The following is a 24,147-nucleotide window of genomic DNA, read 5'->3' on the forward strand; positions in this document are numbered from 1 at the left end:
ATGAAACGTAAACCCAGGGATGACACAGGATCTGCCGATCCTCCGGACACCGGGGACTGGCAGCAGGTTTTGGCGCACCGCACAGCCGCAGCCGACCGTTCCGACGCCGCGGCACGGTTCCGGGACGCGGGGCTGGACCCATCGGAAGTCGACGCCGTTCTGCGGGACGGGGGAGACGCCCTCTTCGCAGCGGCGGCCGGGCCCGACCCGGACTGGGCCGAACCCTTTGGCGGGTTGAAGGCCGCTGCGCTGCTGGCCGCGGAGCTCAGCTCGCTGGCCGCAGCACTCAATTCCCGCGCGTCCGGAATCCGGTCCGCGGCGGTGGCGCTGCTGCTGGAGGATTACAGCGCCGTTTCCGTAGCCCGTGAACTGGGCATCTCCCGGCAGAAGGTCTATGAGGTTGGCCGTGCGGGATTCAAGCCGCCGTATGTTGAAACCGTGCCCTGGAAGCGATCATGAGCAGCATGCGTGAACACGTAGAGCTGCCGGAAGAAGGCAGCCAGCGCCTGGTCCATCCACTGGACCAGGCCGATGCCCGGCGCCCGTTCCTGCGTTCTCTGTGGCTGGGGGAGGCCGCCACCCCCCAGTTCTTTTTTCTGGCTGTGGCCATCCTGTGGTCGGTGAGCAACAACGTCGTGATACCCGCCGTCGCCGTCCTGCCGGCCACCGTGCTGGCAGGACTCACGGCCCGGAAGCAACAGACGGATGCCTGGTCCTATATTCCCCGGCGGCGCCAGGACCTGGCACGCCCGCTTCCGGCGGCCTGGACCGTTGCATCTGCCGCCTTTCGGGCCGCTGAACTGTTCCTGGGGCTGCTTATTGTCTGCATCCGTTTCAGCGGCGGCGGGCTGCCGGACGGCGTCGCGGCCTGGAGCGTCGGAGCAGGTGCGGGGATTGTGCTGCTGATGACGGCGGAACTCATCTGGCGCCGCAGATCAGCACAGCAGAGCGGGGAATCTGCCCCCATGCCCTGGCCCCAGATCTTCAGTCTCGCCGCCGTGGCGGGTGCGCTGCTGTTCGCTGCAGCGGCCCTCCGGGGAGCCGGGGCCGTCTGGCGGCCCGCGGACCTGCTGGCCGGCGCGGCTGTCATGGTGGGCGTGCAGCTGGGCTGGTGGCTCCTGCAGGCCCCGCGGCGGACGGAGGCAACTCCAACACAGGAGGAGGGAAAACCATGAGCACTGCGGTCATCGACGTTCAGAACCTGGCGGTCCGGCTCGCCGGAAAGCCCGTGCTGCGGGACGTCAGTTTCACGGTCGGGAAGGGCGAGATCCTTGGTCTTCTTGGCCCCAACGGCGCAGGGAAGAGTACGACGGCGGAATGCCTCACCGGTGCGCTGCGGCCCGAGTCCGGCAGGGTCCGGGTTTCGGGCCTCGATCCGCACCGGCACCCGGCCGAGACCCGGAAGACGGTTGGCTACCAGCTGCAGTCAGCGCAGCTCCCGCCCGCCCTGCGGGTCCGCGAAGCCATTGAGCTTTTCGCATCCTTCTATCCGGCACCGCAGGACGTGCCGGTGCTGCTGGACGCCGTCGGCCTGGGCAGTGCCTGGGCAACACCGTATGGGCGCCTGTCCGGAGGCCAGCAGCAGCGGCTCTCCATCGCGCTGGCACTGGTCGGCAATCCGCGCATTGTGGTGCTGGACGAACTGACCACCGGACTGGATCCGGAAGGCCGGCGGGACATCCTGCACCTCATTCGCCGGATGCGGGAGGAAGGCCTCAGCGTCGTGCTGATCACGCATTTTATGGACGAAGCACAGCGGCTGTGTGACCGGGTGGCCGTGATATACAACGGCAGAACCTTTGCCGCCGGCACGCCGCAGGAACTCGTGGCTGCCGCGCGGCGGCAGGACCCGGCTGTCCAGGACCTTGCCGACGCCTACCTCGGGCTGCTGGAAACGCAACGGAGGAACCCGTCATGACAGACCCCGCAATGACCCGCCGGAGCCCCTCCGCCTCAACAGCCCTGCTGAAGACCGAAACCAGGCTCTTCCTCCGGAATCCCGTAGCCCTGTTTATGGCCCTCGGCTTCCCTGCGGCCCTGCTGCTCCTGCAGGGGCTGCTGATTCCCGGGACCCGCACTCCGCTGAACGGCCCGGGATCTCCCACCGCCCTGGACCTCTTCGTGCCCATGGCACTATGTGTGGTTGCCGCGAGCGTAGGCCTGACCAACCTGCCGTCAACGCTCGGGGGGTACCGGCAACTGGGGCTGTTCCGCCGGCTCGGTGCCACGCCGGCCGGTGCGCACCGGGTCCTCACGGCTCAGCTGGTGGTCAGTGCCGCCTCGCTGCTGTTGGGGGCCGCTGTGGCCGCCGGAATCGCAGTGCTCGCGCTCGGAGCCCAGGCCCCGCGGCTGCCCTTCGCCGCTGTAGGGATCTTCCTGCTGGCCGCGCTTTCCATGCTCGCGCTGGGCGCCGTCATCGGAGCCCGGACCAAAAGCGCCCAGGCCGCCAACGGTTTAGGCACGCTGGCGCTGTTTGCTTCACTGTTCTTCGCCGGGGTCTGGACCCCGGGGCCGCTGATGCCTGAGCCTTTCGCCTCCATGGCGGCCTTCACCCCGCTCGGTGCGGCAACCGAAAGCCTGACGGCCGCGTGGTACGGCGACCCGGTGGATCCGCTGCCGCTGGCGGTGATGGCGGTCTGGACCGGCGGCTGTGCGCTGCTGGCTGTCCGGCTCTTCCGCTGGCGCTAGGGCCTCTTCCGCGGGTGCCCGGGTTCCTTTCACAGGTGCCGGGGTCTCTTCCGCAGGCGCAGGGCGGGGCTGCGGGGCTCCGTGCTGGTGTCAGCCGTCCGAACCGGGGGCGCTGATGCTTACCATCCAGCTCGTGCCGAAACGGTCATCGAGCATTCCGAAGGTATCGCCCCACGGTGCCTGCTCCAGCGGCAGGACCATCGTCCCGCCGTCCAGGAGCCGGTCCCAGTAGCCGCGCAGCTCCTCACCGTCGTCGCCGCTCAGGGAGATCGAGTAGCTGCTGCCCTCATCCAGGTTCATGCTGTTCGGTGTATCGGAGGCCATAAGGATGAATCCGCTGTCCGTGGTCAACTGCGAATGCATGATCTTGTCGCCTTCCGCCGGGTCCTCACTGGCATTCATTTCCGCGAAGGATGTGCTCTCCAGCGTGCCGCCGAAGACGCTCTGATAGAAGGCCATGGCTTCAGCGGCATTGTCCCGGAAGCTCAGATAGGGGTTCATGGTGCTGGTCATGGCGAAGTCCCTTCGATCACGGATCAGGACGGATGCGCGGTTGCAGCCGGTTGGAAAAAAGTATGGCGGCTAAGCCGGGTCCAGCGGAAGGGGATCCCCTAAACCGCTGCCCGGGGTAGCCTGCCTGCATGGCAGCCAAAGCAACAACCATTTCTGTCCCCGGACCCGGCGGCAGCCGCGAGGTCCGGATTTCCAGTCCCGACCGCGTGCTGTGGCCGGAATCCGGATTCACGAAGCTGGACCTGGCCCAGTACATCTGCGCCGTGGGGCAGGCCTTCGTCGCAGCGAACGGGGACCGGCCCCTTTCCCTGCAGCGGTTTCCAGGGGGAATCGACGGCGAGCAGTTCTTCTCGAAGAACCCGCCCAAGGGTGCTCCGGACTATGTGCGGGACGTGATGGTGGTTTATCCCAGCGCGCGCTCGCATCCGCAGCTGGTCATCGATGAGCCGGCTGCCGCCGTCTGGGCAGTGCAGATGAATACCGTGGTGTTCCACCCCTGGCCCTCCCGGGCCGAAAATTCAGACAACCCCGACCAGCTGCGCATCGACCTGGATCCGCAGCCAGGAACCGATTTCGACGACGCCGTCCCGGCGGCGCTGGCGCTGCGGGACGTCCTGGCGGAGGCCGGGCTCACCGCTTACATCAAGACCTCCGGGAACCGCGGGCTGCACGTGTTCGCGCCGATCGAGCCGGTGCACGAGTTCCAGGATGTGCGGCACGCCGTGATCGCCGCAGCCCGGGAACTGGAGCGGCGGATGCCCCAGGAAGTGACGACGTCGTGGTGGAAGGAGGAACGCGGAGAGAAGGTCTTCGTGGACTTCAACCAGGCGAACCGCGACCGCACCATGGCGGGTGCCTACAGTCCGCGCGCCCTGCCGCATGCCCCGGTCTCCACGCCCATCACCTGGGATGAACTCGAAACCGTGGACCCCAGGGCCTTTACCGTCCAGATTGTCCCGGCGCGTTTGGCCGCCACCGGGGACCCGTGGGCCGGGTTCGGTGAGAATCCGGGAACCATTGACACCCTTCTGGCGTGGTGGCAGCGGGATCTGGACTCCGGGCTGGGGGAGCTGCCTTTCCCTCCGGACTATCCCAAAATGCCCGGAGAGCCGCCGCGGGTGCAGCCCAGCCGGCGGAAGATGGAATGACCGCAGTTCCACACGAACCGGCAAGTATGTGTGCAGGATCACATTGGCTTCCGGGAAGCTGACGGGGATCAGCTGTGTTGGTAATGGTGGAATCTTCAACCGAAAGAAAGTTGTTTCCCCATGACCAGTGGCACCACCCAGACCCAGGACGAGTACGTCGTCGACAGCGCTGCCCTCGACACGCTTTTCCTGGAAGCCCGCACGGCAAATACCTTCAGTGACGAGCCGGTCACCGAAGAGCAGATGCGCGCCATCTATGACCTCACCAAGATGGGGCCCACCTCCATGAACATCCAGCCGATGCGGATCACCTGGGTCCGTTCCGGCGAGGCACGCGAGCGCCTCGTCAAGCACATGGCAGAAGGCAACAAGGACAAGACTGCCAGCGCACCGCTGGTAGCCGTCCTGAGCTTCGACACCGAGTGGCACGAGGGCTTCCCCACCTTCTTCCCGCACGCCGCTGAGCGCAAGGCAATGTTTGACGGCAACGAAGAGCTGCGCACCGTGATGGGCAACAACAACGCCCACATGCAGGCCGCCTACTTCATCATGGCCGTACGCTCCGTCGGGCTGGCCGCCGGTCCCATGGGTGCCTTTGACGCCGCAGGCATCGATGCCGAGTTCCACGCCGGCACCACCCAGCGCACCTTCCAGGTCGTCAACATCGGCAAGCCGGGCGAGAACCCCTGGTTCGACCGCCTGCCGCGTTACGACTACGACGCCGTCACCGTGACGGTCTAACGCTTCACGATCTTCCGCAGGAATTGGGGAAGGGCCGGAACCGCCGCCATTCAGGCAGCGGTCCCGGCCCTTCTGCTGTGTGGCGGCCGGGGCGGCACAGGACCAGGAACCTGCGCAGCAGGAGAAGGCAGCACCCCGGCACGGGATAGAATTGGCGCGAAACTCCGCTACCCCACACCAGGAGGCGACCTTGCCCCGGAAACGCCGGCCGAACAAGTACGTTTACCGCACGATCGTTTTAGCGGGAGTCGCCGCGGTCAAGGCCTTCCGCGTCAAGGTGATTCCCTCCGGGCTGGAGAATCTGCCGGCGGATGAAGTAATCCGTGGCCTGAACCGCGAGGTTGCACCGGGCAGAGGCGCGGTGGTGGCTATTACCCACTTCGGGTACCTGGACTTTGTCTTCGCGGAGTATCTGCTGTGGAAGCAGCTGAAAGTCCACATGCGTTTCCTCGTCACGAAAAAAGCCGCCCGGAAGAAGTTCGTGGCCGCCGTCTGTGACTGGTGCGAGCACGTGGTGGTGGACCGGTCCGACGGAGCTGCGGCCTACGCAGAATCGGTGGAGAAACTGCACCGGGGCGACTATCTGGCTGTGCTCCCCGAGGCCGGCGTGAGCCGCAGCTTCACGGTCCGGCAGCTCAAGACAGGTGCCGTCCGCATGGCCGCGGAGGCAGACGTGCCGATCATCCCCGTGTCGGTCTGGGGCGGGCATCGAATGCTGACCCGCGGACACGGCCTTGGCTTCAAGGCAGTCTGGAAGACCCCGGTGCGGATTCATGTTGGTGCACCGGTGACCGTTGACCCTTCAGCTTCGGTGCTGGAGGAGACGGCGCGCCTGCAGGAGATTCTGCAGGCCGGCATTGACGAATGCATCGACACCTACCCGGAACAGCCGCCGGCTGGCGCCTGGTGGATGCCCGTGAGCCGCGGCGGTTCCGCCATGACGCCCGAGGAGCAGGTGGCCTTGGACGAGGCGGACCGCGCCAAGTACAAGATCACCGGCTGACCGGCACCGGCTGCTCCAGGCCGTCGCCACTGCAGGGTCAGGAGCTAGGCTGCCGGAGCTGTCTGGACGACGTCGATGACCCTGCGGAGTCCGGCCAGTGCCTTTGCCGGCAGTCCGGCGTCGCTGAGCAGGTAATCCACGGCAGAGACCGGTGCGATCTGGGACAGTCCGGTAATTCCCCACTTGGTGTGATCTGCGAGGACCGCCACCTGGGCTGCACAGGCCATGAAGGCTTGGTTTGTCTGTGCCTCGAGCATGTTCGGAGTGGTGAATCCGTCCTCAAGGGTGAACCCGTGAACCCCCATAAAACACAGATCCACGTGAAGCTGACTGAGGCCAGCCAGCGCAAGCGGCCCCACGAGCGCATCTGAGGGGGTGCGGACTCCACCGGTGAGTATCACGCTCTGACTGGAGTTATCAGCCTGCCAAAGGACATCCGCAATCCGGGGGGAGTTCGTCACCACTGTCAGGTCCTGGATCCCGGAGAGGCGTTCTGCCAGCGCGAAAGTCGTGGTCCCGGAGTTCAGCGCTATGGCCATGCCCGGGCGAATCATGGACAGAGCCAGGCCGGCGATTGAAAACTTCTCCACTGCCTCGCGCTGGAGCTTCGCAGCGAAGCCCGGCTCCAGGCTGGTCGCCGCAGCCTCACGGGTCGCCCCGCCATGCACCTTGACCAGCGTGCCCCGTGCCTCCAACTCGGTGAGGTCCCTGCGGATGGTCATGTCTGAGACGCCCAGAGCAGCGGCGAGCTCGTTCACACGCACCTGTCCGTTGGCGTTCAGCCGGTCAACGATCTGCTGCTGGCGCTGGGCCGGGAGCATTTCCGCCATGTCTCTCCTTGGGTAGGAAATACACAATGCCAGTCCAAGGGGTCCAAATCAACACAATCGAACATTCACAGCTATTGTCACGGTGATTTGTGGTGTAGTTTGTGAGTTCTTGTTCGTTCTGCCGCCCAGTGCTGACCTTCCACTGGGCACTGCCGTCGATTTAAAGGAAACGCACATGGCAAACCGCGTCACCAACCGCCCCGCTCCCGTGCGCAGCCTTTTGGCAGATGGCCGCGAGCTGCTCTACTTCTTCGACCGGGGCCAGGATCCGGACCACGGTCCGCTTGCGCCGGACGGCCGGGACCTGCCGCCGCGTCCAGCGACACCGGAGCTGCGCTACGATCCGCTGCTCGGAGAATGGGTTTCCTATGCCAAGCACCGGCAGTCACGCACACACTTGCCGCCGGCAGCCGAATGCCCGCTGTGCCCCTCGGCGCCGGAGCGTGCCACTGAAATACCGGCCTCCGGCTACGACGTCGCGGTCTTCGAGAACCGTTTTCCAGCCTTTGGGCCGGGCACCGGGGAAGAAATTCCTGCGGCTTCGGACGGGAGCGCACCCGCCGCCGGGCGCTGTGAAGTGGTTGCTTTCTCGGCTGACCATGGTGCTTCCTTTCCCGGGCTGAACCGGGAACGGGTCCGTACTGTGATTGATGCCTGGACGCACCGCACTGCCGAGCTGTCCAGGCTTCCGGGCGTCAGCCAGGTCTTCATCTTTGAGAACCGCGGCCCGGAAATCGGCGTGACACTGCACCATCCGCACGGCCAGATCTATGCCTATCCGTTTACCACGCCACGGACGCTCACCCAGCTGGCCTCGGCCGTGCGGCACCAGGCGAGGACCGGCAGGGCCCTCTTTTCCGACCTGCTCGCCGGCGAGCTGGCCGACGGAAGACGAATCGTCGCACGGGGCCGGTACTGGACCGCTTATGTGCCCTACGCCGCCAGGATGCCCGTGGAGGTCCACCTTGTACCGCACCGCCACGTGGCGGATCTGCCTGCGCTCACCGACTCAGAACGTGAAGAACTCTCAGGGGTGTATCTTAATGTCCTCCAGCGGGTGGAAGCCCTCTATGCAACGCCCACGCCCTACATTGCCGCGTGGTACCAGGCACCGGTAGACCATCCGGACCGGGAACTCTACCGGCTCCATCTGCAGGTCACGTCTCCGCGGCGGGCGGAGAACAAACTGAAATACCTCGCCGGATCGGAGGCAGCTATGGGTGCTTTTGTCGGAGACGTGATTCCCGAGGAGGCGGCCCGGCGCCTGCGCGATGCCCTGCCGCCCTTCAATGCGCCCCCGGGTGATGGAACGACCGCCGGAGGTCCCTCCCTCACCGCAGCGGCCAGCCCGGGGCGGCCGGCATGAGCGCATCAGGCGTGGAAGCCGCAGCCGCCGTGACGGAACTCTTTACGGCTGCCTACGGCCGGCCTCCGTCGGGTATCTGGTCAGCGCCGGGGCGGGTCAATCTGATCGGCGAACACACCGACTACAACCTGGGGTTCGTCTTCCCGCTGGCGATCAACCGGCGGGCCCGGGTCGCCGTGTCACCGCGCGGTGACGGACTGCTGCGGATGGCCACCAGCGGAACCGGAGAGCCGGCTGAGATCCGGACCGTGGATCTCGCTCCCGGCCGGCTGGAGGGCTGGAGCCGTTACGTTGCCGGGGTTCACTGGGCTTTTGGCCTGCGCGGAATCGAGGTTCCGGGAATGGATGTCCTGCTGGATTCAGATGTCCCGGTGGGAGCTGGTCTGTCCTCGTCCGCGGCCATCGAATGCGCGGTGGCCCTGGCGGTCAATGAACTCTCCGGGGCGCAGCTGCCTCCGGAGGAGCTGGTGCTGCTGTGCCAGCAGGCCGAGAATGACTTTGCCGGCGCGCCAACCGGCATCCTCGACCAGTCGGCTTCGCTGCTCTGCGCTGCCGGGCACGGTTTGTTCCTGGATTGCCGGTCCCGCGAAAGCCGCCTGGTTCCGCTGGATTTTGCCGCGGAGGACATGGTGGCGCTGGTGATCGACACAAAGGTCAGCCACGCCCATGATTCCGGGGGCTATGCTGACCGGCGGCGGGACTGCGAGCGGGCGGCCGAAGCACTGGGAGTGGGTTCCCTCCGTGAAATAGGACTACCTGAACTTGTGCTCGCGGCCGGGCAGCTGGACCATCAGGCCTACCGGAGAGCCCGGCACGTCGTGAGCGAGAACGCCCGGGTGGAAAGTGTCGTCGGGCATCTCGAAACCGGCAAGCCGATTGCCAAACTCGGCCCGGTGCTGGCCTCCAGCCACGAATCCCTGCGGGATGACTTCGAGGTTTCCTGCCCGGAACTGGATCTTGCCGTGGAAGCGGCAATGGCGGCCGGAGCTGCCGGGGCGCGGATGACAGGCGGCGGCTTCGGCGGATCGGCCCTTGCCCTGGTGCGCGCGGCCCACGCCGAGCGGGTGGAGCGCGCCGTCATCAGGGCCTTTGCCAATGCAGGTTTTGCACCGCCCGAGGTGTTCGCCGTTGCTCCGGGCGCGGGAGCCCACCGGGATTCCGGAAACCCGGACCCGCTGCAGCCCGGACGCAGCTGAGTTCTGCTAGGCGGGCACAGCCCCCGCCGGGGTCTCTCACCCGGTCACCCAATCCAAAGCCGGTAACCCAGACAAAGCTGGTCACCCAAAACAAAGCCGGTCCGGCCCCCGAAAAGGAGGCCGGACCGGCGGCGGATCTTACTGCTGGGAGCTGCTCACGGAGTCGAGAGCCTCAGCGATCGGTGTGTCACCGTTGATGAACTCGATGAACTGTCCGGCCGTGGCAGGCCGGTCCACCACTGCTGCGGCGACCGCCGCAACGTCTGCCCTGGAAACGCTTCCGTCCTGGCCGGGGCCGATGCTGATGCGTCCGGTGCCGGGATCATCCGTGAGCGCACTCGGGCCGAGGATGGTCCATTCGAGGCTGCTGCCGCGCAGGTGGCTGTCGGCCGCGGCCTTGGCCTCGGCATAGGGGAAGAAGCTGTTGTCTTCGGGCACCCCGTGGTCCTTGCCGGCACCCATGTAGGAGACCATGACGTACCGGCGCACCCCGGCCTGGGCGGCTGCGTCGATGGAACGGATGGCGGCATCACGGTCGACGGCGTAAGTACGCTCCGCTGAGCCGCCTCCCGCGCCTGCGGACCAGATGACGGCGTCCTGGCCCTTGAGCCGCTCGGCGATGCCTGCGGTGTCCAGTGCCTCCACATCGGCCACCACAGGGGTTGCACCGGTGGCAGCGACTTCCGTGACGTGGTCCGGATTCCTGAACAGTGAGGTCACTTCGTGGCCCCCGGCCGCCAGATCCTTCGCCAGCTGCAGCGCCACTTTTCCATGCCCGCCAATGATTGCCACTCGTGCCATGTTTGCTCCTCTCATCGGAATGTCCACAAAAAGCATAAGCATACTGATGGTCGCCGTGCCGGGTTCTTCCGCCGCTGGCTGAACCCGTCCGGAGTCCCCGGGGGCTGGGCGGCTGCGGCCTCGTCTCCTCTGCGGCGGGCAGGGCGCGCGGGCTGCTGCCCATGTTGGCACTGCGGGCAGCCAGGTGACCGGAGAGGATGGTGCCCGCCGTCCGCGCTGGTTAGTATCCAAAAAACGGTGCCTGGCGAGTCCGGGCCAGTTCTCCGGCTCCACCGGCCGAAAGGTTGACTATGTCCACTGCCACCGCAGAAGCAGGCCTCACCGTCCAGACCAGCGAGGGCCCGGTCCGGGGACGGGTTTTGGGAGATACGCGTTCCTGGCGCGGAATACCCTACGCAGAGCCGCCGGTGGCGGAGCTGAGGCTGCGCCTGCCGCGCCGGGCCCGGCCCTGGAGTGATGTCCTGGACGCGTCCGGGTTCGGCCCGTGGGCTCCGCAGCGCATCCACCGGCTGCTGCCTGGCGCGGGTCCCCGAACGCCCATGAGCGAAGACTGCCTCACAATCAACGTGACGGCGCCAAAAACACCGTCGGCTGACCCGCTGCCTGTGCTCGTCTTCCTGCACGGCGGAGCCTTCGAAGCGGGCTCGGCCGCCATGGACCTGGTTGATGGATCCGGCATCACGGCCATGGGAAACGTCCTCTTTGTCTCGATGAACTACCGCCTGGGGGCGCTGGGATTTATGGACTTCCGCGCGTACTCCACGCCGGACCGGCCGTTCGAAGCCAATCTGGGCCTCGCGGACCAGGTGGCCGCCCTGGAATGGGTTCAGCGGAATATTGCCGCCTTCGGGGGAGACCCCGGCAACGTCACGCTCTTCGGCCAGTCGGCCGGAGCCACTTCCGCACTGACTCTGATGTGTGTGCCGGCAGCCGCCGGCTTGTTCCACCGCGCCTTCCTCCAGAGCCCGGCGGCGGGCGTGGCCTACAGTCCGGAGCGTACGGAGCAGTGGGCGGCCGAGTTCCTCGGGATCCTCGGCGTCGGGGCAGGCGGTGCCGCGGAGGCGCTGAGTGAACTTCCTGCTGCGGCGCTGGTGGAGGCGGCCGGACAGTTGTCCGGGAAGATCGTGCCCGAGGCGCAGCCCGGGGCACGGAGCCTGGCGCCCGTGGTGGACGGCACCTTCCTGCCGGTACACCCCCTGGACGCCTTCGCGGACGGCTCGGCGCAGAGGATTCCGCTTGTCCTGGGCACCATGGAAAGCGAGGGAACGCTGTTCGACAGGTTCCACGACGTCCTGCCCACCTCCGAGGCGCGCATCGAGAAGATGTTCGCCCTGACGGAACCGGGCCTGCGGGACGGCGTTGTCGCGGCGTACAAGGGGTACCCGCACAAGAAGCAGGCGGTGGAACTCGGCGGGGATGCCGTCTTCTGGCACCCGGGCCTGCAGGTGCTCCAGGCCCATTCGGAATATGCGCCGGCATGGTGTTACCGCTTCGACTACGCGCCGCGCGCCGCCCGGCTGGCCGGCCTGGGGGCAACGCACGGCTTTGATCTGCCGGCGGTCTTTGGAACCTACGGGTCCGGCGCCGGCCGGGCGCTGCTCGGGCTGGGGAACCGGCGGACCACCGCGAACGTGGGGCACCGGTTCCAGTCCGCGCTGCTGCGCTTCGCGAAAAGCGGTGCGCCGGGACCCATGTGGCCCAAGTACGACACCGTGTCCCGCCGAACCAAAATCTTCGACCGGTACGACCGCATTGAACTCGATCCCCGCAGCGCGCGGCGGAAGGCCTGGAACGGATACCGCGGTTACCGGTAGCGCAGGTGCCGCCGGTGAAACCCGCACGGTCAGCGACGCCGGTCTCCTCAGCGCCGCCGGGGTGGGAAAGGCGCTGCAGGGGGCCGCATAGGATTGTTGGATGACCGCAACACTGCTTGCCCGGGATCTTTCCGGCGGCCACGCCCACCGCGTCCTCTTTTCGAATCTTTCCCTCACGGTTGCCCCCGGCGACGTCGTGGGCGTGGTGGGTGCCAACGGCGCCGGTAAGTCCACGCTCCTGAAGCTCCTGGCCGGCGCCTCGGAGCCCATGGGCGGTGAGGTGCAGCGGCACCCCACCGATGCTTTTGTGGGCTGGCTGCCGCAGGAACATGAGCGGGTTCCCGGCGAGACCGTAGCCGCCTATATCGCCAGGCGGACGGGGACAGCCGCAGCCACCGAGGCCATGGAGGCAGCCGCGGAGGAACTGGGTGCCGAAACCAAGGGGGCAGATGACCGGTATGCGGCTGCGCTGGACACCTGGCTCGCCTCGGGCGCCGCGGACCTCGAGGAGCGGATGCCGGCGGTTCTGGCCGAACTCGGTTTGGAAACCGGACCGGATGCACTGATGACCGGGCTTTCCGGCGGCCAGGCGGCCCGGGTGGCTCTGGCCGCGCTGCTGCTCAGCCGCTTTGACATCGTGCTCCTGGACGAGCCCACCAACGATCTGGACCTGGAGGGCCTGGCAAAGCTGGAGGAGTTTGTCCGCGGACTGCGCGGCGGCGTCGTGCTGGTATCCCACGACCGCGAGTTCCTCGCCCGCTGCGTCACGCGGGTGGTGGAGCTGGACCTCGCGCAGAACAAGGTAGCGGTTTACGACGGCGGCTACGACGCCTTCCTGGAGGAGCGGGCCGTGGCGAAGCGGCACGCGCGGGAAGCCTATGAGGAATTTGCCGGGCGGAAGGCCGATCTGGTGTCCCGTGCCAGGACCACCCGGGAATGGAGTTCCCAAGGCGTGCGCAACGCCATGAAAAAGTCACCGGACAATGACAAGATCCGGCGGAAAGCCAGCACGGAGTCCTCCGAAAAGCAGGCGCAGAAGGTCCGGCAGATGGAGTCCCGGATTGCGCGCCTCGAGGAGGTTGAAGAGCCGCGCAAGGAATGGCAGCTTCAGTTCAGCATCGCCCCGGCGCCGCGCTCCAGCACGGTCACCGCAGTGCTTAATGAAGCCGTGGTCCGGCGCGGCGGGTTCAGCCTGGGTCCGGTCTCGCTCCAGGTCAACGCTGGGGAACGGATCGCCATCACCGGTCCCAACGGGGCCGGCAAATCGACGCTGCTGCAGATGCTGCTGGGGAGGCTGGCGCCCGACGCCGGCACGGCGACGCTGGGTGCCTCCGTCGCGGTAGGTGAAATTGACCAGCTGCGCGGCCAGCTCCGGGCGGACGAAAAGCTCGCTGACGCGTTTGAATCCTGCGTACCGGACATGAATCCGGCAGAGGTGCGTACCCTGCTGGCGAAGTTCGGGCTGAAGGCGGACCAGTCGGCGAGCCTGGTGGGTGCTCTGTCGCCGGGCGAACGGACCCGGGCCGCCCTGGCCCTGCTGCAGGCCCGGGGGGTAAACCTGCTGGTCCTGGATGAGCCCACCAACCATCTGGATCTGCCGGCCATTGAACAGCTTGAGGAAGCCCTGGAAAGCTATGCCGGAACACTGCTTTTGGTGACCCACGACCGCCGGATGCTGCAGAACGTGCACCTTGACCGGCTGTGGCGCGTGCAGGACGGATCTGTTGCAGAAGGTTAAGCTGCTGAAGGAGTCTTACCCCCGATAGCTGTGACTGTTGTTATACGTGTGATAATAGTTGCTCAAGGGTGGCAGCTGTGTCATGGATGATAACTGCGCCACCGTCTCGCGGGGGAAAGAAGTTGTCATGGCTTCGACGAGCACATGGATGTCAGCTCAGCCAGCAGCCGCAGCCAGGCGTGCCGAAAGGCCGCCGGCCGCACTGCGATTGATGGACCTTCCGGTCCTTTTGACGGTTTGGATGCTCTGCGTCCTGACGGACTGGTCCACACCAGCCAAGGTCCTTCTCAACGTAGTGGCCGTGGGGCTGCTGTGCCTTAAGGAACTGGCCGTCCACCGGTACCTCCTGAATTCCCGGCCGCACCAGCCGGTCCGGCCGCGGGTCACCCTGCAGCGGGTACCGGAACCTGCCTTCCTGGACTAATCCAGCCCGTTCGGTTCCGCACCGGCATCCGGTGCGCCCGTCCGTTCGTTTCGCTGGACTCTGGTCCGGGCCCTGTTGCCGGGCCTATCGTTGATATGCGCGGCACTGGTCCTGGACGAACACCTCCGGTGGTGCAAAGTGCATCAGGAAAGGGACTGCGCCTTCGCGCGGCGCAACAGCTGAAACCGGGACCTTAGTCATACCAGGCGCCCAGACGCGCCGCCCCGGTGGAAGGTGAGCCATGTCCCTGGACATATCAGCACTGGAGGTGGAAACAGCCAATGGCTGGGTCCGCGGAACTGTCGACGACGGAGTACGGACCTGGCGCGGGATTCCCTACGCTGCACCTCCGCTGGGGGAGCTGAGGCTGCGCGCACCGCAGCCTCCCGCCAGCTGGACCGGGGTGAGGGACGCCGCGGAATTCGGCCCTATACCGCCGCAGAACCGCGGCATGTCGCTGAAACGTTCACGCCGCCGCCCGTTGATGGGCGAGGACTGCCTGACCGTCAATGTCAGCGCCCCCCTGGATCCCCCGGCTGAGCGGCTGCCCGTCCTGGTGTACTTCTACGGCGGGGCGTTCAGCTCCGGCTCCTCCGCCGTGCGCACGTACCGGGGCGCCAACCTGGTACGCAGCGGCGGTGTGGTGTACGTCTGCCTCAACTACCGGATAGGTGCGCTGGGGTTTATGGACTTCACCTCCTTTTCAACACCGGAACGTCCCTTCGATTCCAACGTCGGGCTCCGGGACCAGGTAGCGGCGCTGGAGTGGGTTAACCGGAACATCGCCGCGTTCGGCGGTGACCCTGAGAATGTCACGATCTTCGGCGAGTCCGCCGGCGGAATCTCCGTCACGGCCTTGATGTGCATTCCCTCTGCGGCCCCCTATTTCCACAAAGCCTTCGCCCAAAGCCCGGCACCGTCGGGCGCTTACTTTCCGGACATGCATGAACGCTGGGCGCTGGATCTGCTCGAAATTCTGCGCGTGGACGAGGCCCACGCGGCGGAAGCCCTGAGCAGTATTCCGGCGGCCAAACTGGTGAGTGCAACCAGGGAGATGACCAGCAAGATCGGACCCGTGGTCCAGCCTGGCACCCTGAGCGTCTCTCCGGTGATCGACGGCGAGTTCCTGCCGCGGCATCCGATTGACACCTTCCTGGAGGGACGGTCCGCGCCCAAACCCATGGTGCTGGGCACCATGGCGCAGGAAGGGGCACTCTTTGCGAAGCTCGACAACATCCTGCCTTCCACCCCGCAACGGATTGAGCGGATGTTTGCCGGGACGGACCCCGCCGCCCGGGACAGGGTGGTGGCGGCGTATCCGGGCTATCCGTCCCGGGAACGGTCCGTCGAAATGAGCGGTGACCTCGTTTTCTGGTACCCGAGCCAGATGGTCGCGGAAGGCCATTCGCGGGTCGCGCCCACCTGGACCTACCGGTACGACTACGCCACCCGCCTGATGAATCTTCTGGGCCTGGGAGCAACCCACGCCTTTGACGTGCCCGTGATGTTCGGGGAGACGAACGAGCGGTTAATGCGGGCACTGTCGCTGCTGGGCGGAATGGAGGAACTGAAGGAGCTTTCCGTCCGGTTCCAGGGATCGCTGCTGAGCCTGGCGCGGAGCCACCTGCCGGGACCGGACTGGCCGCGGTACGAGGAAAAGAACCGGCACACCCGGATTTTCGACGTCCAGGACCGGATCGAATCCGACCCGTTTGCCGAGCGCCGCCTGGCCTGGAAGGGCTACCGGGGCTATGTCTGAGGCAGATCCGTTTCAGTCGGCGGCGGCCCGTGAGAGTCTTAGATGATCCTGCCTGAACACATCTGACGAGGAGCCAGCATGAGTGCACATTACGACGTCGTAGTCCTCGGTGCCGGACCGGGCGGGTACGTGGCGGCCATCCGGGCCGCACAGCTTGGACTCACCGTCGCCGTGGTGGAGGAGAAATACTGGGGCGGGGTCTGCCTGAACGTAGGCTGCATCCCCTCCAAGGCCCTCCTGCGGAACGCGGAGCTGGCGCAGCTTTTCACCCGGCAGGCAGACACCTTCGGCATCCGCGGCGAGGTGAGCTTTGACTACGGGGCCGCCTTTGACCGCAGCCGGCAGGTAGCCGACGGCCGGGTCAAGGGGGTCCACTACCTGATGAAGAAGAACAAAATCACTGAGTACGACGGCAGGGGCAGTTTCAAGGATGCCCACACGCTGGAGGTTGCGCTCACTAAGGGCGGCACCGAGGAAGTGACCTTTGAGAACGCCATCATCGCCACCGGTGCCACCGTCAAGCTGCTTCCCGGCGTGGAGCTGAGCAGCAACGTGGTCACCTACGAAACCCAGATCCTCAGCCGGGACCTGCCCGCGACGATGGTGATTGTGGGAGCGGGTGCGATCGGCATGGAGTTCGGGTACGTCCTGCGCAGCTACGGCGTGGATGTGACCATCATCGAGTTCCTGGACCGTGCCCTGCCGAACGAGGACGCCGACGTTTCCAAAGAGATCACCAAGCAGTACAAGAAGCTCGGCATCCCCATCCATACCTCAGCCAAGGTGGAAACCGTGACGGACAACGGATCCTCGGTCACGGTCAGTTACACGGACAAGGCAGGCGCGAAGCAGAGCATCGACGCCGACCGGGTGATGATGTCAGTTGGGTTCGCTCCCCGTCTGGAAGGTTTTGGCCTGGAGCGCACCGGAGTGGAGATCACCGACCGGGGAGCCATCGCGATTGACGACTACATGCGGACCAGCGTGCCGAACCTGTTCGCGATCGGCGACGTGACCGGGAAACTGCAGCTTGCGCACGTCGCCGAGGCCCAGGGTGTGGTTGCCGCAGAGACCATTGGGGACGCGGAGACCATGCCGCTGGGGGACTACCGGATGATGCCGCGGGCCACCTTCTGCCAGCCGCAGGTGGCCAGCTTCGGACTCACCGAGCAGCAGGCCCGGGACGAGGGGCACGACGTCCTGGTCAGCACGTTCCCGTTTACTGCAAACGGCAAGGCCCACGGACTCGGCGAACCCGTGGGCTTCGTCAAGCTGATCGCGGACCCGGCCTACGGCGAATTGCTCGGAGGGCACCTGATCGGCCCCGACGTCTCCGAGCTGCTGCCGGAACTGACCCTGGCTCAGAAGTGGGATCTGACTGCGGCTGAACTCGCCAGGAATGTCCACACCCATCCAACCCTGAGTGAAGCGCTCCAGGAAGCCTTCCACGGGCTGACCGGGCACATGATCAACCTCTAGACGCTGGCTGGCCCAGGGGACCGGTAGCGCAGCAGCAGGGTATCTCCGCTGCGCAGGACATGCGCCAGTTCCAACGGGCGGGGCGGCAGTTCCGGAGTCCCGGCCGTGATGCGCGGTGCGTTTCCGGCCGTCGTCACGGCGGCGAGCGTCAGGCAGAGACCGTCAACCAGCCCGGCGGCCTGGAAGGTGCCGAACAGGCGGGGGCCGCCCTCGCACAGGACCCGGCCGAATCCGTGCTCCATGAGTATCTGCGCGGCCTGTTCCGGTTCCACGGTGCGGGCACCGGCCACGGCTACGTCCGCGACCTGCTCCAGCTCCCTCCGGCGCTCCGGGGGTGCAATTGCCGTGGTCAGGATCAAGGGCCGGACCGGCGCTTCGGCAAACAGGGGGCTGCCCGGGTCCAGGTCCAGCGTGCCGGAGACAACGGCGAGTCCCGGATGGGACGGCAGGTCCCGGGCCATGCGCCAGGACCGGGACGGTGCGTCCACCAGATCTCCGGCGTAGCCTTCCGCGCGCACAGTGCCGGCACCCACAAGCACGGCATCACACGTGCGGCGGAGCAGGCCGAAAACCCGGCGGTCGGCGTCGTCGCCCAGCCCGCCGGACCGCCCGTCCACCGCCGCAGCACCATCGGCTGAGACCACAAAGTTGAACCGGAAGACCGGGCGCTGCGTTTCACCGCCATTTTCGTCCCAGGTGTAGGCGGCCAGCAGCTGATCATCGCTGAGGGGACTGGCCGCGCCGGCGAGTGAAATCTCCGCGTTCACGGCCGGGAAACCGGTTCGTTGACCTCGCCGATGTTGTGCCGGAGGTACGCCGGGTCCCGCCAGCCGAGGATGGCTTCGGTCATCCGGATGGCGCTGCGGGCAGCATCCACGTTGTGCATCCGCAGGATCCGGGCACCATTCATGATGCTGACCACGCCCGCCGCAAGTGAGCCCTCCACCCTGGCGGCCTTCGGTGCGTCCAGCGTCTCGCCGATGAAGTCCTTATTGGAGACGGCGGCAAGCACCGGAAAGCCAACGGCTGCCACTTCGGACAACCGGCGGGTGAGGGTTAGGGAATGGAGGGTGTTCTTATTGAGGTCATGTCCGGGGTCGATGATGAGTTTCTCCGGCGGGACTCCGAGCTCCTGGGCGTAGCCGCTGCGCCGGCGCAGGAACTCCGCAACCTCGGTAACCACGTCCCCGTACTGCGGCCGCGGATAGACAGTGCGGGGAGCAGCCAGGCTGTGGGTGATGACCAGATGGACACCGGCCCGGGCGGCCACTCTCGCCACATCCGGATTGTGCAGCCCCGAGGTGTCATTAATGACGGTTGCGCCCGCCTCGACCGCAGCCTCCGCCACGGCAGGCAGGAAGGTGTCTGCGGAAATGATCACGTCCGAGGAGGCGCGGACAGCCTTAATGACCGGAACCACCCGTGCAGCCTCCTGCTCCGCCTCCAGCGCCGGTCCGGGTGCGAAGGGCACCCCGCCAATGTCAACCCAGTCAGCGCCGTCGTGCACCGCCCGCAGTGCCGCCTCCACAGCCGCCTCCAGCGCGTAGGTGGCGCCGCCGTCGTAGAACGAATCCGGTGTCCGGTTGATGATTGCCATCAGCGCCACCCGCTGGCGGAAATCGATGGTGCGGGCACCGATGTGGTGGACCGGGTGCAGCAGGGGAGGAGAGTAGGCACCGGCCGTGTGCGGGCCGCCCGGCGCCGCGTCTGTTCCGGTTCCGGAGCGCTCTGGGCGGGAGGCGGTGCTGTTCAGGCTCATCTTTGCATCCTACGGTGGAGCACAGCCAAAGGAGATGACCGCTGCTGAGAAAGGTACGCCATGGAACTGCCGCTGATCCCGCCCGTTGAACCGATGCTGGCGAAGGCGGTGGACGGCGTGCCGGAGGGCGGATATGCCTATGAACCGAAATGGGACGGATTCCGCGCCGTAGTGTTCCGTGACGGGGACGAGGTGGAGATCACCAGCCGGAACGGGCGGGCCATGAACCGCTATTTCCCCGAACTCATAACCGCGTTCCGGGACGGTCTGCCGGAAAAATGCGTGGTGGACGGGGAAATCATCCTGGTTAATGCCGAAGGTACCCGGCTGGATTTCGAGCAGCTGCAGCAGCGCATCCACCCCGCTGCCAGCAGGGTCAAGCTGCTGGCAGCGCAGACGCCGGCATCCTTTGTTGCTTTCGACCTGCTGGCTCAGGGCGCCCGGGACCTCACCGGCGAGCCGTTTCACGAACGGCGGGCTGCGCTGGAATCCGTTCTTGCGGCCGCGGGCGGCCGTCTGCACCTGACCAGGCAGACCCTGGACCCGGGCACCGCCAGGGACTGGTTTAGCCGGTTTGAAGGGGCGGGGCTGGACGGGGTGCTCGCCAAGCCGCTTGAGGCGGCTTATGAACCGGGAAAACGGGCCATGTTCAAGGTCAAGCACCGGCGCACCGCCGATTGCGTCCTCGCCGGGTACCGCGTACACAAGAGCGGGGAAGACAGAATCGGCTCGCTGCTGCTGGGGCTCTACAACGACGACGGCGTCCTCACCAGTGTGGGTGTCATCGGTGCCTTTCCGATGGAGCGGAGAAAGGAGCTCTTCGCAGAGCTGCAGCCGCTTGTGACATGGGATGACGGACATCCGTGGGCGGTAGCGGAACAGCAGACGGGAACGCGGACCCCGCGGAACGCCGAAGGCAGCCGCTGGACCGGGTCGAAGGACCTGTCCTTCACGCCGCTGCGGCCTGAGCGGGTTGTGGAAGTGGCCTATGACCACATGGAGGGGCTGCGCTTCCGGCATCCACCAAGTTTCGTCCGCTGGCGTCCGGACCGTGACCCCGAATCCTGCGGTTACGCCCAGCTTGAGGAACCTGTCAGGTTTGACCTGGCCGACGTCCTCCAGGAACCAGCCCGCCGGATCCGGTGATCTACGTCTGCGACGCCCGCAACAAGGCGCTGTGAGAGTCCTCTCGGAGTACCCCGGCACGGCAGGGGGCAGCGTTATGTTTATAAATATGGAACCCGGCAACATAAATTTTCACACCCGCAAATGGGTTCGCCCTGAGGACCTGAATGCCAACGGCACCCTCTTCGGCGGATCGCTCCTGCGCTGGATCGACGAGGAAGCCACCATCTACGCCATCCTTCAGATGGGAAACGGCAGAGTGGTGACAAAGCTGATGTCCGAAATCAACTTTGTGAGTTCGGCCCAGCAGGGTGACCTGATCGAAATGGGGCTGCGGGCCACGAAATTCGGCACCACCTCGCTGACCATGCAGGCCGAAGTACGGAACATGATCACCCGCTCCAGCATCCTGACCATCGAGCGGATCGTCTTTGTGAACCTTGACGAGCACGGCCGGCCCGCACCGCACGGCTACACCGAAGTGACCTACGACCGCGACCGCCTCCCCAAGCATCATCTTCCGGCCGGGCCGCCCCAGCCCTGGCCTGCCGCGGCGCCTGCCGCCTAGAAAGTCACATTCGGCGTCCCGGGCACGATCCGGGTCCGGCACCTGACAGAATCACGGAAGGCCGCGGGAGCGGAACGAACGAGCCTTCAGTGAAACGGGTACCAATGCACATCGACAGTCCAGCTGCCACCGGACGCAGCGGAAAGCAGCGGACTGCGCGCTGGGCCTTCTGGGGGGCGCTGACCGGCATCATCCTGATCGCACTCAATCTGCGCGGCCCCATCGTGGCGCCGTCGCCGATCCTGGGCCTGCTGCAGGAACAGCTGGGGATGTCTGTGGCGACCGCGGGTCTGCTGACGGCGCTGCCGATCGCCTGCTTCGGCGTGGTGTCATTCCTGGCCCTTCCCCTGCTCCGGCGGAGCGGACCGGACCAGGCCATCGCCTTCTGCCTGGCGGGAGTCGCCGCGGGAACCCTTCTGCGGTCATCCGGCGGCGCGGAACAAGCGCTCGCCGGGACTATCGTCATCGGCGCTTCGATCGCCGTCGGCAACGTCCTGGTCCCAGTGGTGATCCGCCGCGACTTCCCGCCGGCGCGCGTGCCCCTGGTTACCGGTGTCTACACTGCGGCGATGAACATCGGCTCGATGACGACACTGTTCATCACTGCGCCCCTCACCGAGGCCTTCGGCTGGCGCACGGGGCTGGTGCTGTGGGGCGCCCTGGCCTTCGTGGCGGCCCTGGCCTGGCTGGCCCTGGTGGGATGGCGGCCCTTCCTGCTCGGATCGGGCGGAACGGCGCAGGCCGCAGGACCAGTGCAGGATTCACCCGGTGCCGGCCGGACGGACGTCGTTCCGGCACATCTCCCGGCCCCCACCGCGGACCGGGCCGGCTGGCGGCTCCCGGCGGCCTGGATACTCACGGTCGCGTTCAGCGGCCAGGCGTTCGCTTTCTATGCGGTCTCGACCTGGCTGCCCACCCTGCTCTCCGACGTCGTCGGCCTGGATACCGCTGCGGCCGGGGCAGGTGCCTCTCTGTTCCAGGGCCCGGCAATAGCCGGAGCACTGGGCGTACCGCTGTTGTCCCGCCGCCTGCGAAGCCGGACACTGCTGTGGCTGACCTGCGCTGCATGGGCCGTTCTGCCGCTGGGCCTGCTGCTGGCACCGGGCGGCTGGGCGGTCTGGGTGACCCTCGGAGGGGTGGCACAGGGCGCAGGAATCACCGTCATCTTCCTGATCCTGGTCCGGCTGGGCGGCGGAGCACGCCAGGCCGGCCAGGTTTCGGCGCTGGTGCAGGGCGGCGGTTATCTGGTGGCCGCGGCCGGTCCCGTGATTCTGGGCAGTCTGCACACCATGACGGGAAGCTGGGTCCTGCCGCTGGTTGTGGTGGGCGTCAGCATCTCGGCTCTGCTGGTGGCTGGTACCTTTGCGGCGGTGGCCTCTGAGGCCGCGGGTAAGGCCTAACGGCGGGTGGGGGAGTGAGGTCCCTGTTTGCCCGGCCGGCGGGCACGGCTATCGTTCCCTGTAGGGCCGTGCAGCCAGGCGCGTCCGCCCGAGGGGGAAGAAGGAAATGAAGAACAACTTTGACCGCTACCGCCAGATGGCCGAGATTCTCTACCGGAACGGGCTGGGTTACTTGGTCTCCGTTTCCGGCTTGGAAGCCCGCCTGCCGTTCCGGAAGCGGCCCGCTGAAGACGCCGGGACCCCCAGGACAACCAGCCCGGAATACCTGCGCCAGGCCCTGGAAGAGCTGGGCCCAACGTATGTGAAGCTGGGACAGCTGCTCTCCACGCGTTCAGACCTGCTTCCCCCCGCTTACATGGATGAGCTGGCCAAACTTCAGGACCGGGCTGCACCCGCGCCCTGGGAGGCCGTGCGCGAGGAACTCAGGCAGGAAATCGGTGACGATCCCCTCAACGTCTTCGCTTCCTTTGACACCACTCCCATCGCGAGCGCCTCGATTGGCCAGGCGTACGGTGCCCGGCTCAAGGACGGCACGGACGTAGTGGTGAAGGTGCGGCGCCCCGGGATCGTGCCCGAGGTGGAAGCCGATCTGTCCATCCTGCAGTCCCTGGCCGCCCACGCCAGCAGGCGGTGGGAAGCGGCGCGTGACTATGACGTCAAGGGTTTTATGGATGAGTTTGCCCTCACGCTGCGGCAGGAACTGGACTACGTCCAGGAAGGCCGTAACGCCGACCGCTTCGCGGTGAACTTCGCTGAGGACGCCGCGGTCATTATTCCGCGGATTTACTGGCAGCACAGCACCCACAAGGTCCTGACCATGCAGCGCCTGCGCGGCATGAAAGTCACCGACACGGCGGCGCTGGACGCCGCGGGAGTGGACCGCAGGGCACTGGCAGCCACGGCTGCCGACGCGGAAATGAAAATGGTGTTCGAGTTTGGGCTTTTCCACGCTGATCCTCACCCCGGGAACATCTTCGTTCAGCCCAATTCCCAGATCGGTCTCATCGACTTTGGCATGGTGGGGGAGCTGGACGACAAACTGCGCGGACAGCTGGCCGCCCTGTTCATCGCCGTCATCCGCAAGGACCCGGAACGGATGGCATCGGCACTGGTCCGCATGACGGTTGCCCAGACCCGTCCGGACAGGGTGAAGCTGCGGATGGACCTTGCCGGACTCATCCGGCTTTATTCGGGACGCACGCTGCGGGACGCCCCGGTCGGCAGGATTATCAGCGAGGGGCTTGGGATCATCCGCAACCACCACCTCCAGCTGCCCCGCGAGGTGGCCCTGCTGCTGCGGATGCTGATCATGACCGAGGGCATGGGCGAAGTGCTGGACCCGGACTTCAGCATGGGCCAAACCCTGGCCCCGTACGCCAAGCGGATGACCATGGAACAGCTGAATCCGGTCAACTACGCGAAGCGGCTGGGCAAAGCCGGGGGAGAGCTGCTGGAACTGGGCACGGAGCTGCCCGGTCAGGTGCAGCGGCTGATCAATACCCTGGACTTCGAAGGGATGGAGGTCCACCTGCGCGCCGGTGACCTGGTTCCGGTGGTGGAGCGGCTGGAGCGGGTGGGAAACCGGATGGTGGCAGCGATCTTCGCCGCGGCCTTTATCCGGGGAGTTGGTGAACTGACGCTCGGTGACGCCGACCGGTGGCGCAGCTGGCAGGCGCCGCTGATGGGCGCCGGCCTGGCCTCAACGGGCGTCCTGGGCGGTTACCTCGCGTGGTCTGCCCGCAGGCAGCGGCGGCGGGACGCCTTGTAGGCGCACCGCCCCGAAAGGTTCTTTAAA

Annotated in this window: 23 protein-coding genes; 18 read left to right on the plus strand and 5 right to left on the minus strand. The window is 66.4% G+C overall.

From position 1 onward, the window contains the following. From H9639_RS01705 to H9639_RS01720, 4 genes are read left to right on the plus strand one after another with little or no spacing between them, the layout of a single operon-like run. Nucleotides 1-459, plus strand: coding sequence for a hypothetical protein (locus H9639_RS01705; protein WP_191806406.1), 459 nt, complete (start codon nucleotides 1-3; stop codon nucleotides 457-459). Then, the gene (locus H9639_RS01710; RefSeq protein ID WP_191806407.1) at nucleotides 456-1,175 is read left to right on the plus strand and encodes a hypothetical protein; all 720 of its coding nucleotides are present in this window, start codon (nucleotides 456-458) and stop codon (nucleotides 1,173-1,175) included. Before H9639_RS01705 ends, H9639_RS01710 begins: the two co-directional genes overlap by 4 nt. Then, nucleotides 1,172-1,918: an ABC transporter ATP-binding protein gene (locus H9639_RS01715; protein ID WP_191806408.1), complete on the plus strand. Its 747-nt coding sequence runs from the start codon at nucleotides 1,172-1,174 to the stop codon at nucleotides 1,916-1,918. The genes H9639_RS01710 and H9639_RS01715 overlap by 4 nt, the downstream gene beginning before the upstream one ends. After that, a complete protein-coding gene (locus H9639_RS01720; protein ID WP_191806409.1) occupies nucleotides 1,915-2,688 on the plus strand; it encodes an ABC transporter permease in 774 nt (257 codons plus the stop codon). The genes H9639_RS01715 and H9639_RS01720 overlap by 4 nt, the downstream gene beginning before the upstream one ends. Before the next feature lie 90 nt (nucleotides 2,689-2,778). Here the strand turns inward: H9639_RS01720 and H9639_RS01725 are convergent, their stop codons facing one another. Next, entirely contained in the window at nucleotides 2,779-3,201 is a 423-nt protein-coding gene (locus tag H9639_RS01725; protein WP_191806410.1) for a VOC family protein, read from the minus strand. Between the two features lie 128 nt (nucleotides 3,202-3,329). Between H9639_RS01725 and ligD the strand changes: the two genes are divergently transcribed. The 3 genes from ligD to H9639_RS01740 all read left to right on the plus strand — a co-directional run bounded on the left by ligD (nucleotide 3,330) and on the right by H9639_RS01740 (nucleotide 6,093). Continuing rightward, entirely contained in the window at nucleotides 3,330-4,349 is a 1,020-nt protein-coding gene (gene ligD / locus H9639_RS01730; protein ID WP_191806411.1) for a non-homologous end-joining DNA ligase, read from the plus strand. Between the two features lie 120 nt (nucleotides 4,350-4,469). Next, nucleotides 4,470-5,090, plus strand: coding sequence for a malonic semialdehyde reductase (locus H9639_RS01735; RefSeq protein ID WP_191806412.1), 621 nt, complete (start codon nucleotides 4,470-4,472; stop codon nucleotides 5,088-5,090). Nucleotides 5,091-5,280: 190 nt separating this feature from the next. After that, the gene (locus tag H9639_RS01740) at nucleotides 5,281-6,093 is read left to right on the plus strand and encodes a lysophospholipid acyltransferase family protein (protein WP_191806413.1); all 813 of its coding nucleotides are present in this window, start codon (nucleotides 5,281-5,283) and stop codon (nucleotides 6,091-6,093) included. 44 nt (nucleotides 6,094-6,137) lie between these two features. Here H9639_RS01740 and H9639_RS01745 read toward each other — a convergent pair whose 3' ends face one another. Then, nucleotides 6,138-6,923: a DeoR/GlpR family DNA-binding transcription regulator gene (locus H9639_RS01745; RefSeq protein WP_191806414.1), complete on the minus strand. Its 786-nt coding sequence runs from the start codon at nucleotides 6,921-6,923 to the stop codon at nucleotides 6,138-6,140. A 175-nt stretch (nucleotides 6,924-7,098) separates the two neighbouring features. On the opposite strand from H9639_RS01745, the gene galT reads away from it, so the two are divergent. Further along, nucleotides 7,099-8,289, plus strand: a complete 1,191-nt coding sequence (gene galT, locus H9639_RS01750; RefSeq protein WP_191806415.1) for a galactose-1-phosphate uridylyltransferase — start codon at nucleotides 7,099-7,101, stop codon at nucleotides 8,287-8,289. Beyond that, complete coding sequence (galK, locus tag H9639_RS01755; protein WP_191806416.1) at nucleotides 8,286-9,485, plus strand: galactokinase; 1,200 nt, start codon at nucleotides 8,286-8,288, stop codon at nucleotides 9,483-9,485. The genes galT and galK overlap by 4 nt, the downstream gene beginning before the upstream one ends. A gap of 138 nt (nucleotides 9,486-9,623) precedes the next feature. Here galK and H9639_RS01760 read toward each other — a convergent pair whose 3' ends face one another. Continuing rightward, nucleotides 9,624-10,286 carry an SDR family oxidoreductase gene (locus tag H9639_RS01760; protein WP_191806417.1) on the minus strand — a complete coding sequence of 221 codons (663 nt, stop codon included), beginning with the start codon at nucleotides 10,284-10,286 and terminating at the stop codon, nucleotides 9,624-9,626. A gap of 290 nt (nucleotides 10,287-10,576) precedes the next feature. Here H9639_RS01760 and H9639_RS01765 point away from each other — a divergent pair, with 290 nt between their 5' ends. The 5 genes from H9639_RS01765 (at nucleotide 10,577) to lpdA (ending at nucleotide 17,500) form a co-directional block, all read left to right on the plus strand. Continuing rightward, nucleotides 10,577-12,100 (plus strand): carboxylesterase/lipase family protein, encoded by a 1,524-nt coding sequence (locus H9639_RS01765; RefSeq protein ID WP_191806418.1) that lies wholly within the window; start codon nucleotides 10,577-10,579, stop codon nucleotides 12,098-12,100. Nucleotides 12,101-12,200: 100 nt separating this feature from the next. Next, nucleotides 12,201-13,838 (plus strand): ribosomal protection-like ABC-F family protein, encoded by a 1,638-nt coding sequence (gene abc-f / locus H9639_RS01770; RefSeq protein ID WP_191806419.1) that lies wholly within the window; start codon nucleotides 12,201-12,203, stop codon nucleotides 13,836-13,838. A 127-nt stretch (nucleotides 13,839-13,965) separates the two neighbouring features. After that, nucleotides 13,966-14,262, plus strand: a complete 297-nt coding sequence (locus H9639_RS01775; RefSeq protein WP_191806420.1) for a hypothetical protein — start codon at nucleotides 13,966-13,968, stop codon at nucleotides 14,260-14,262. Nucleotides 14,263-14,503: 241 nt separating this feature from the next. Continuing rightward, a complete protein-coding gene (locus H9639_RS01780; protein WP_191806421.1) occupies nucleotides 14,504-16,021 on the plus strand; it encodes a carboxylesterase/lipase family protein in 1,518 nt (505 codons plus the stop codon). Between the two features lie 78 nt (nucleotides 16,022-16,099). Beyond that, nucleotides 16,100-17,500: a dihydrolipoyl dehydrogenase gene (gene lpdA / locus H9639_RS01785; RefSeq protein WP_191806422.1), complete on the plus strand. Its 1,401-nt coding sequence runs from the start codon at nucleotides 16,100-16,102 to the stop codon at nucleotides 17,498-17,500. Here lpdA and H9639_RS01790 read toward each other — a convergent pair. Then, on the minus strand, nucleotides 17,497-18,267 hold the full coding sequence (locus H9639_RS01790; protein WP_318241945.1) for a pyrimidine reductase family protein: 771 nt from the start codon (nucleotides 18,265-18,267) through the stop codon (nucleotides 17,497-17,499). The genes lpdA and H9639_RS01790 overlap by 4 nt on opposite strands. Continuing rightward, on the minus strand, nucleotides 18,264-19,259 hold the full coding sequence (folP, locus tag H9639_RS01795; RefSeq protein WP_191806423.1) for a dihydropteroate synthase: 996 nt from the start codon (nucleotides 19,257-19,259) through the stop codon (nucleotides 18,264-18,266). Before folP ends, H9639_RS01790 begins: the two co-directional genes overlap by 4 nt. 60 nt (nucleotides 19,260-19,319) lie before the next feature. Here folP and H9639_RS01800 point away from each other — a divergent pair, with 60 nt between their 5' ends. From H9639_RS01800 to H9639_RS01815, 4 genes are all read left to right on the plus strand, one after another. Next, complete coding sequence (locus tag H9639_RS01800) at nucleotides 19,320-20,405, plus strand: ATP-dependent DNA ligase (protein WP_191806424.1); 1,086 nt, start codon at nucleotides 19,320-19,322, stop codon at nucleotides 20,403-20,405. Nucleotides 20,406-20,493: 88 nt separating this feature from the next. After that, nucleotides 20,494-20,952 (plus strand): acyl-CoA thioesterase, encoded by a 459-nt coding sequence (locus H9639_RS01805; RefSeq protein WP_191806425.1) that lies wholly within the window; start codon nucleotides 20,494-20,496, stop codon nucleotides 20,950-20,952. A gap of 89 nt (nucleotides 20,953-21,041) precedes the next feature. Next, on the plus strand, nucleotides 21,042-22,352 hold the full coding sequence (locus H9639_RS01810) for an MFS transporter (RefSeq protein ID WP_191806426.1): 1,311 nt from the start codon (nucleotides 21,042-21,044) through the stop codon (nucleotides 22,350-22,352). Nucleotides 22,353-22,458: 106 nt separating this feature from the next. After that, nucleotides 22,459-24,120, plus strand: coding sequence for an ABC1 kinase family protein (locus H9639_RS01815; RefSeq protein ID WP_191806427.1), 1,662 nt, complete (start codon nucleotides 22,459-22,461; stop codon nucleotides 24,118-24,120). The last annotated feature ends 27 nt before the right edge of the window (nucleotides 24,121-24,147 follow it).

It is taken from the genome of Arthrobacter gallicola (assembly GCF_014836775.1).
GTDB lineage: Bacteria > Actinomycetota > Actinomycetes > Actinomycetales > Micrococcaceae > Arthrobacter_B > Arthrobacter_B gallicola.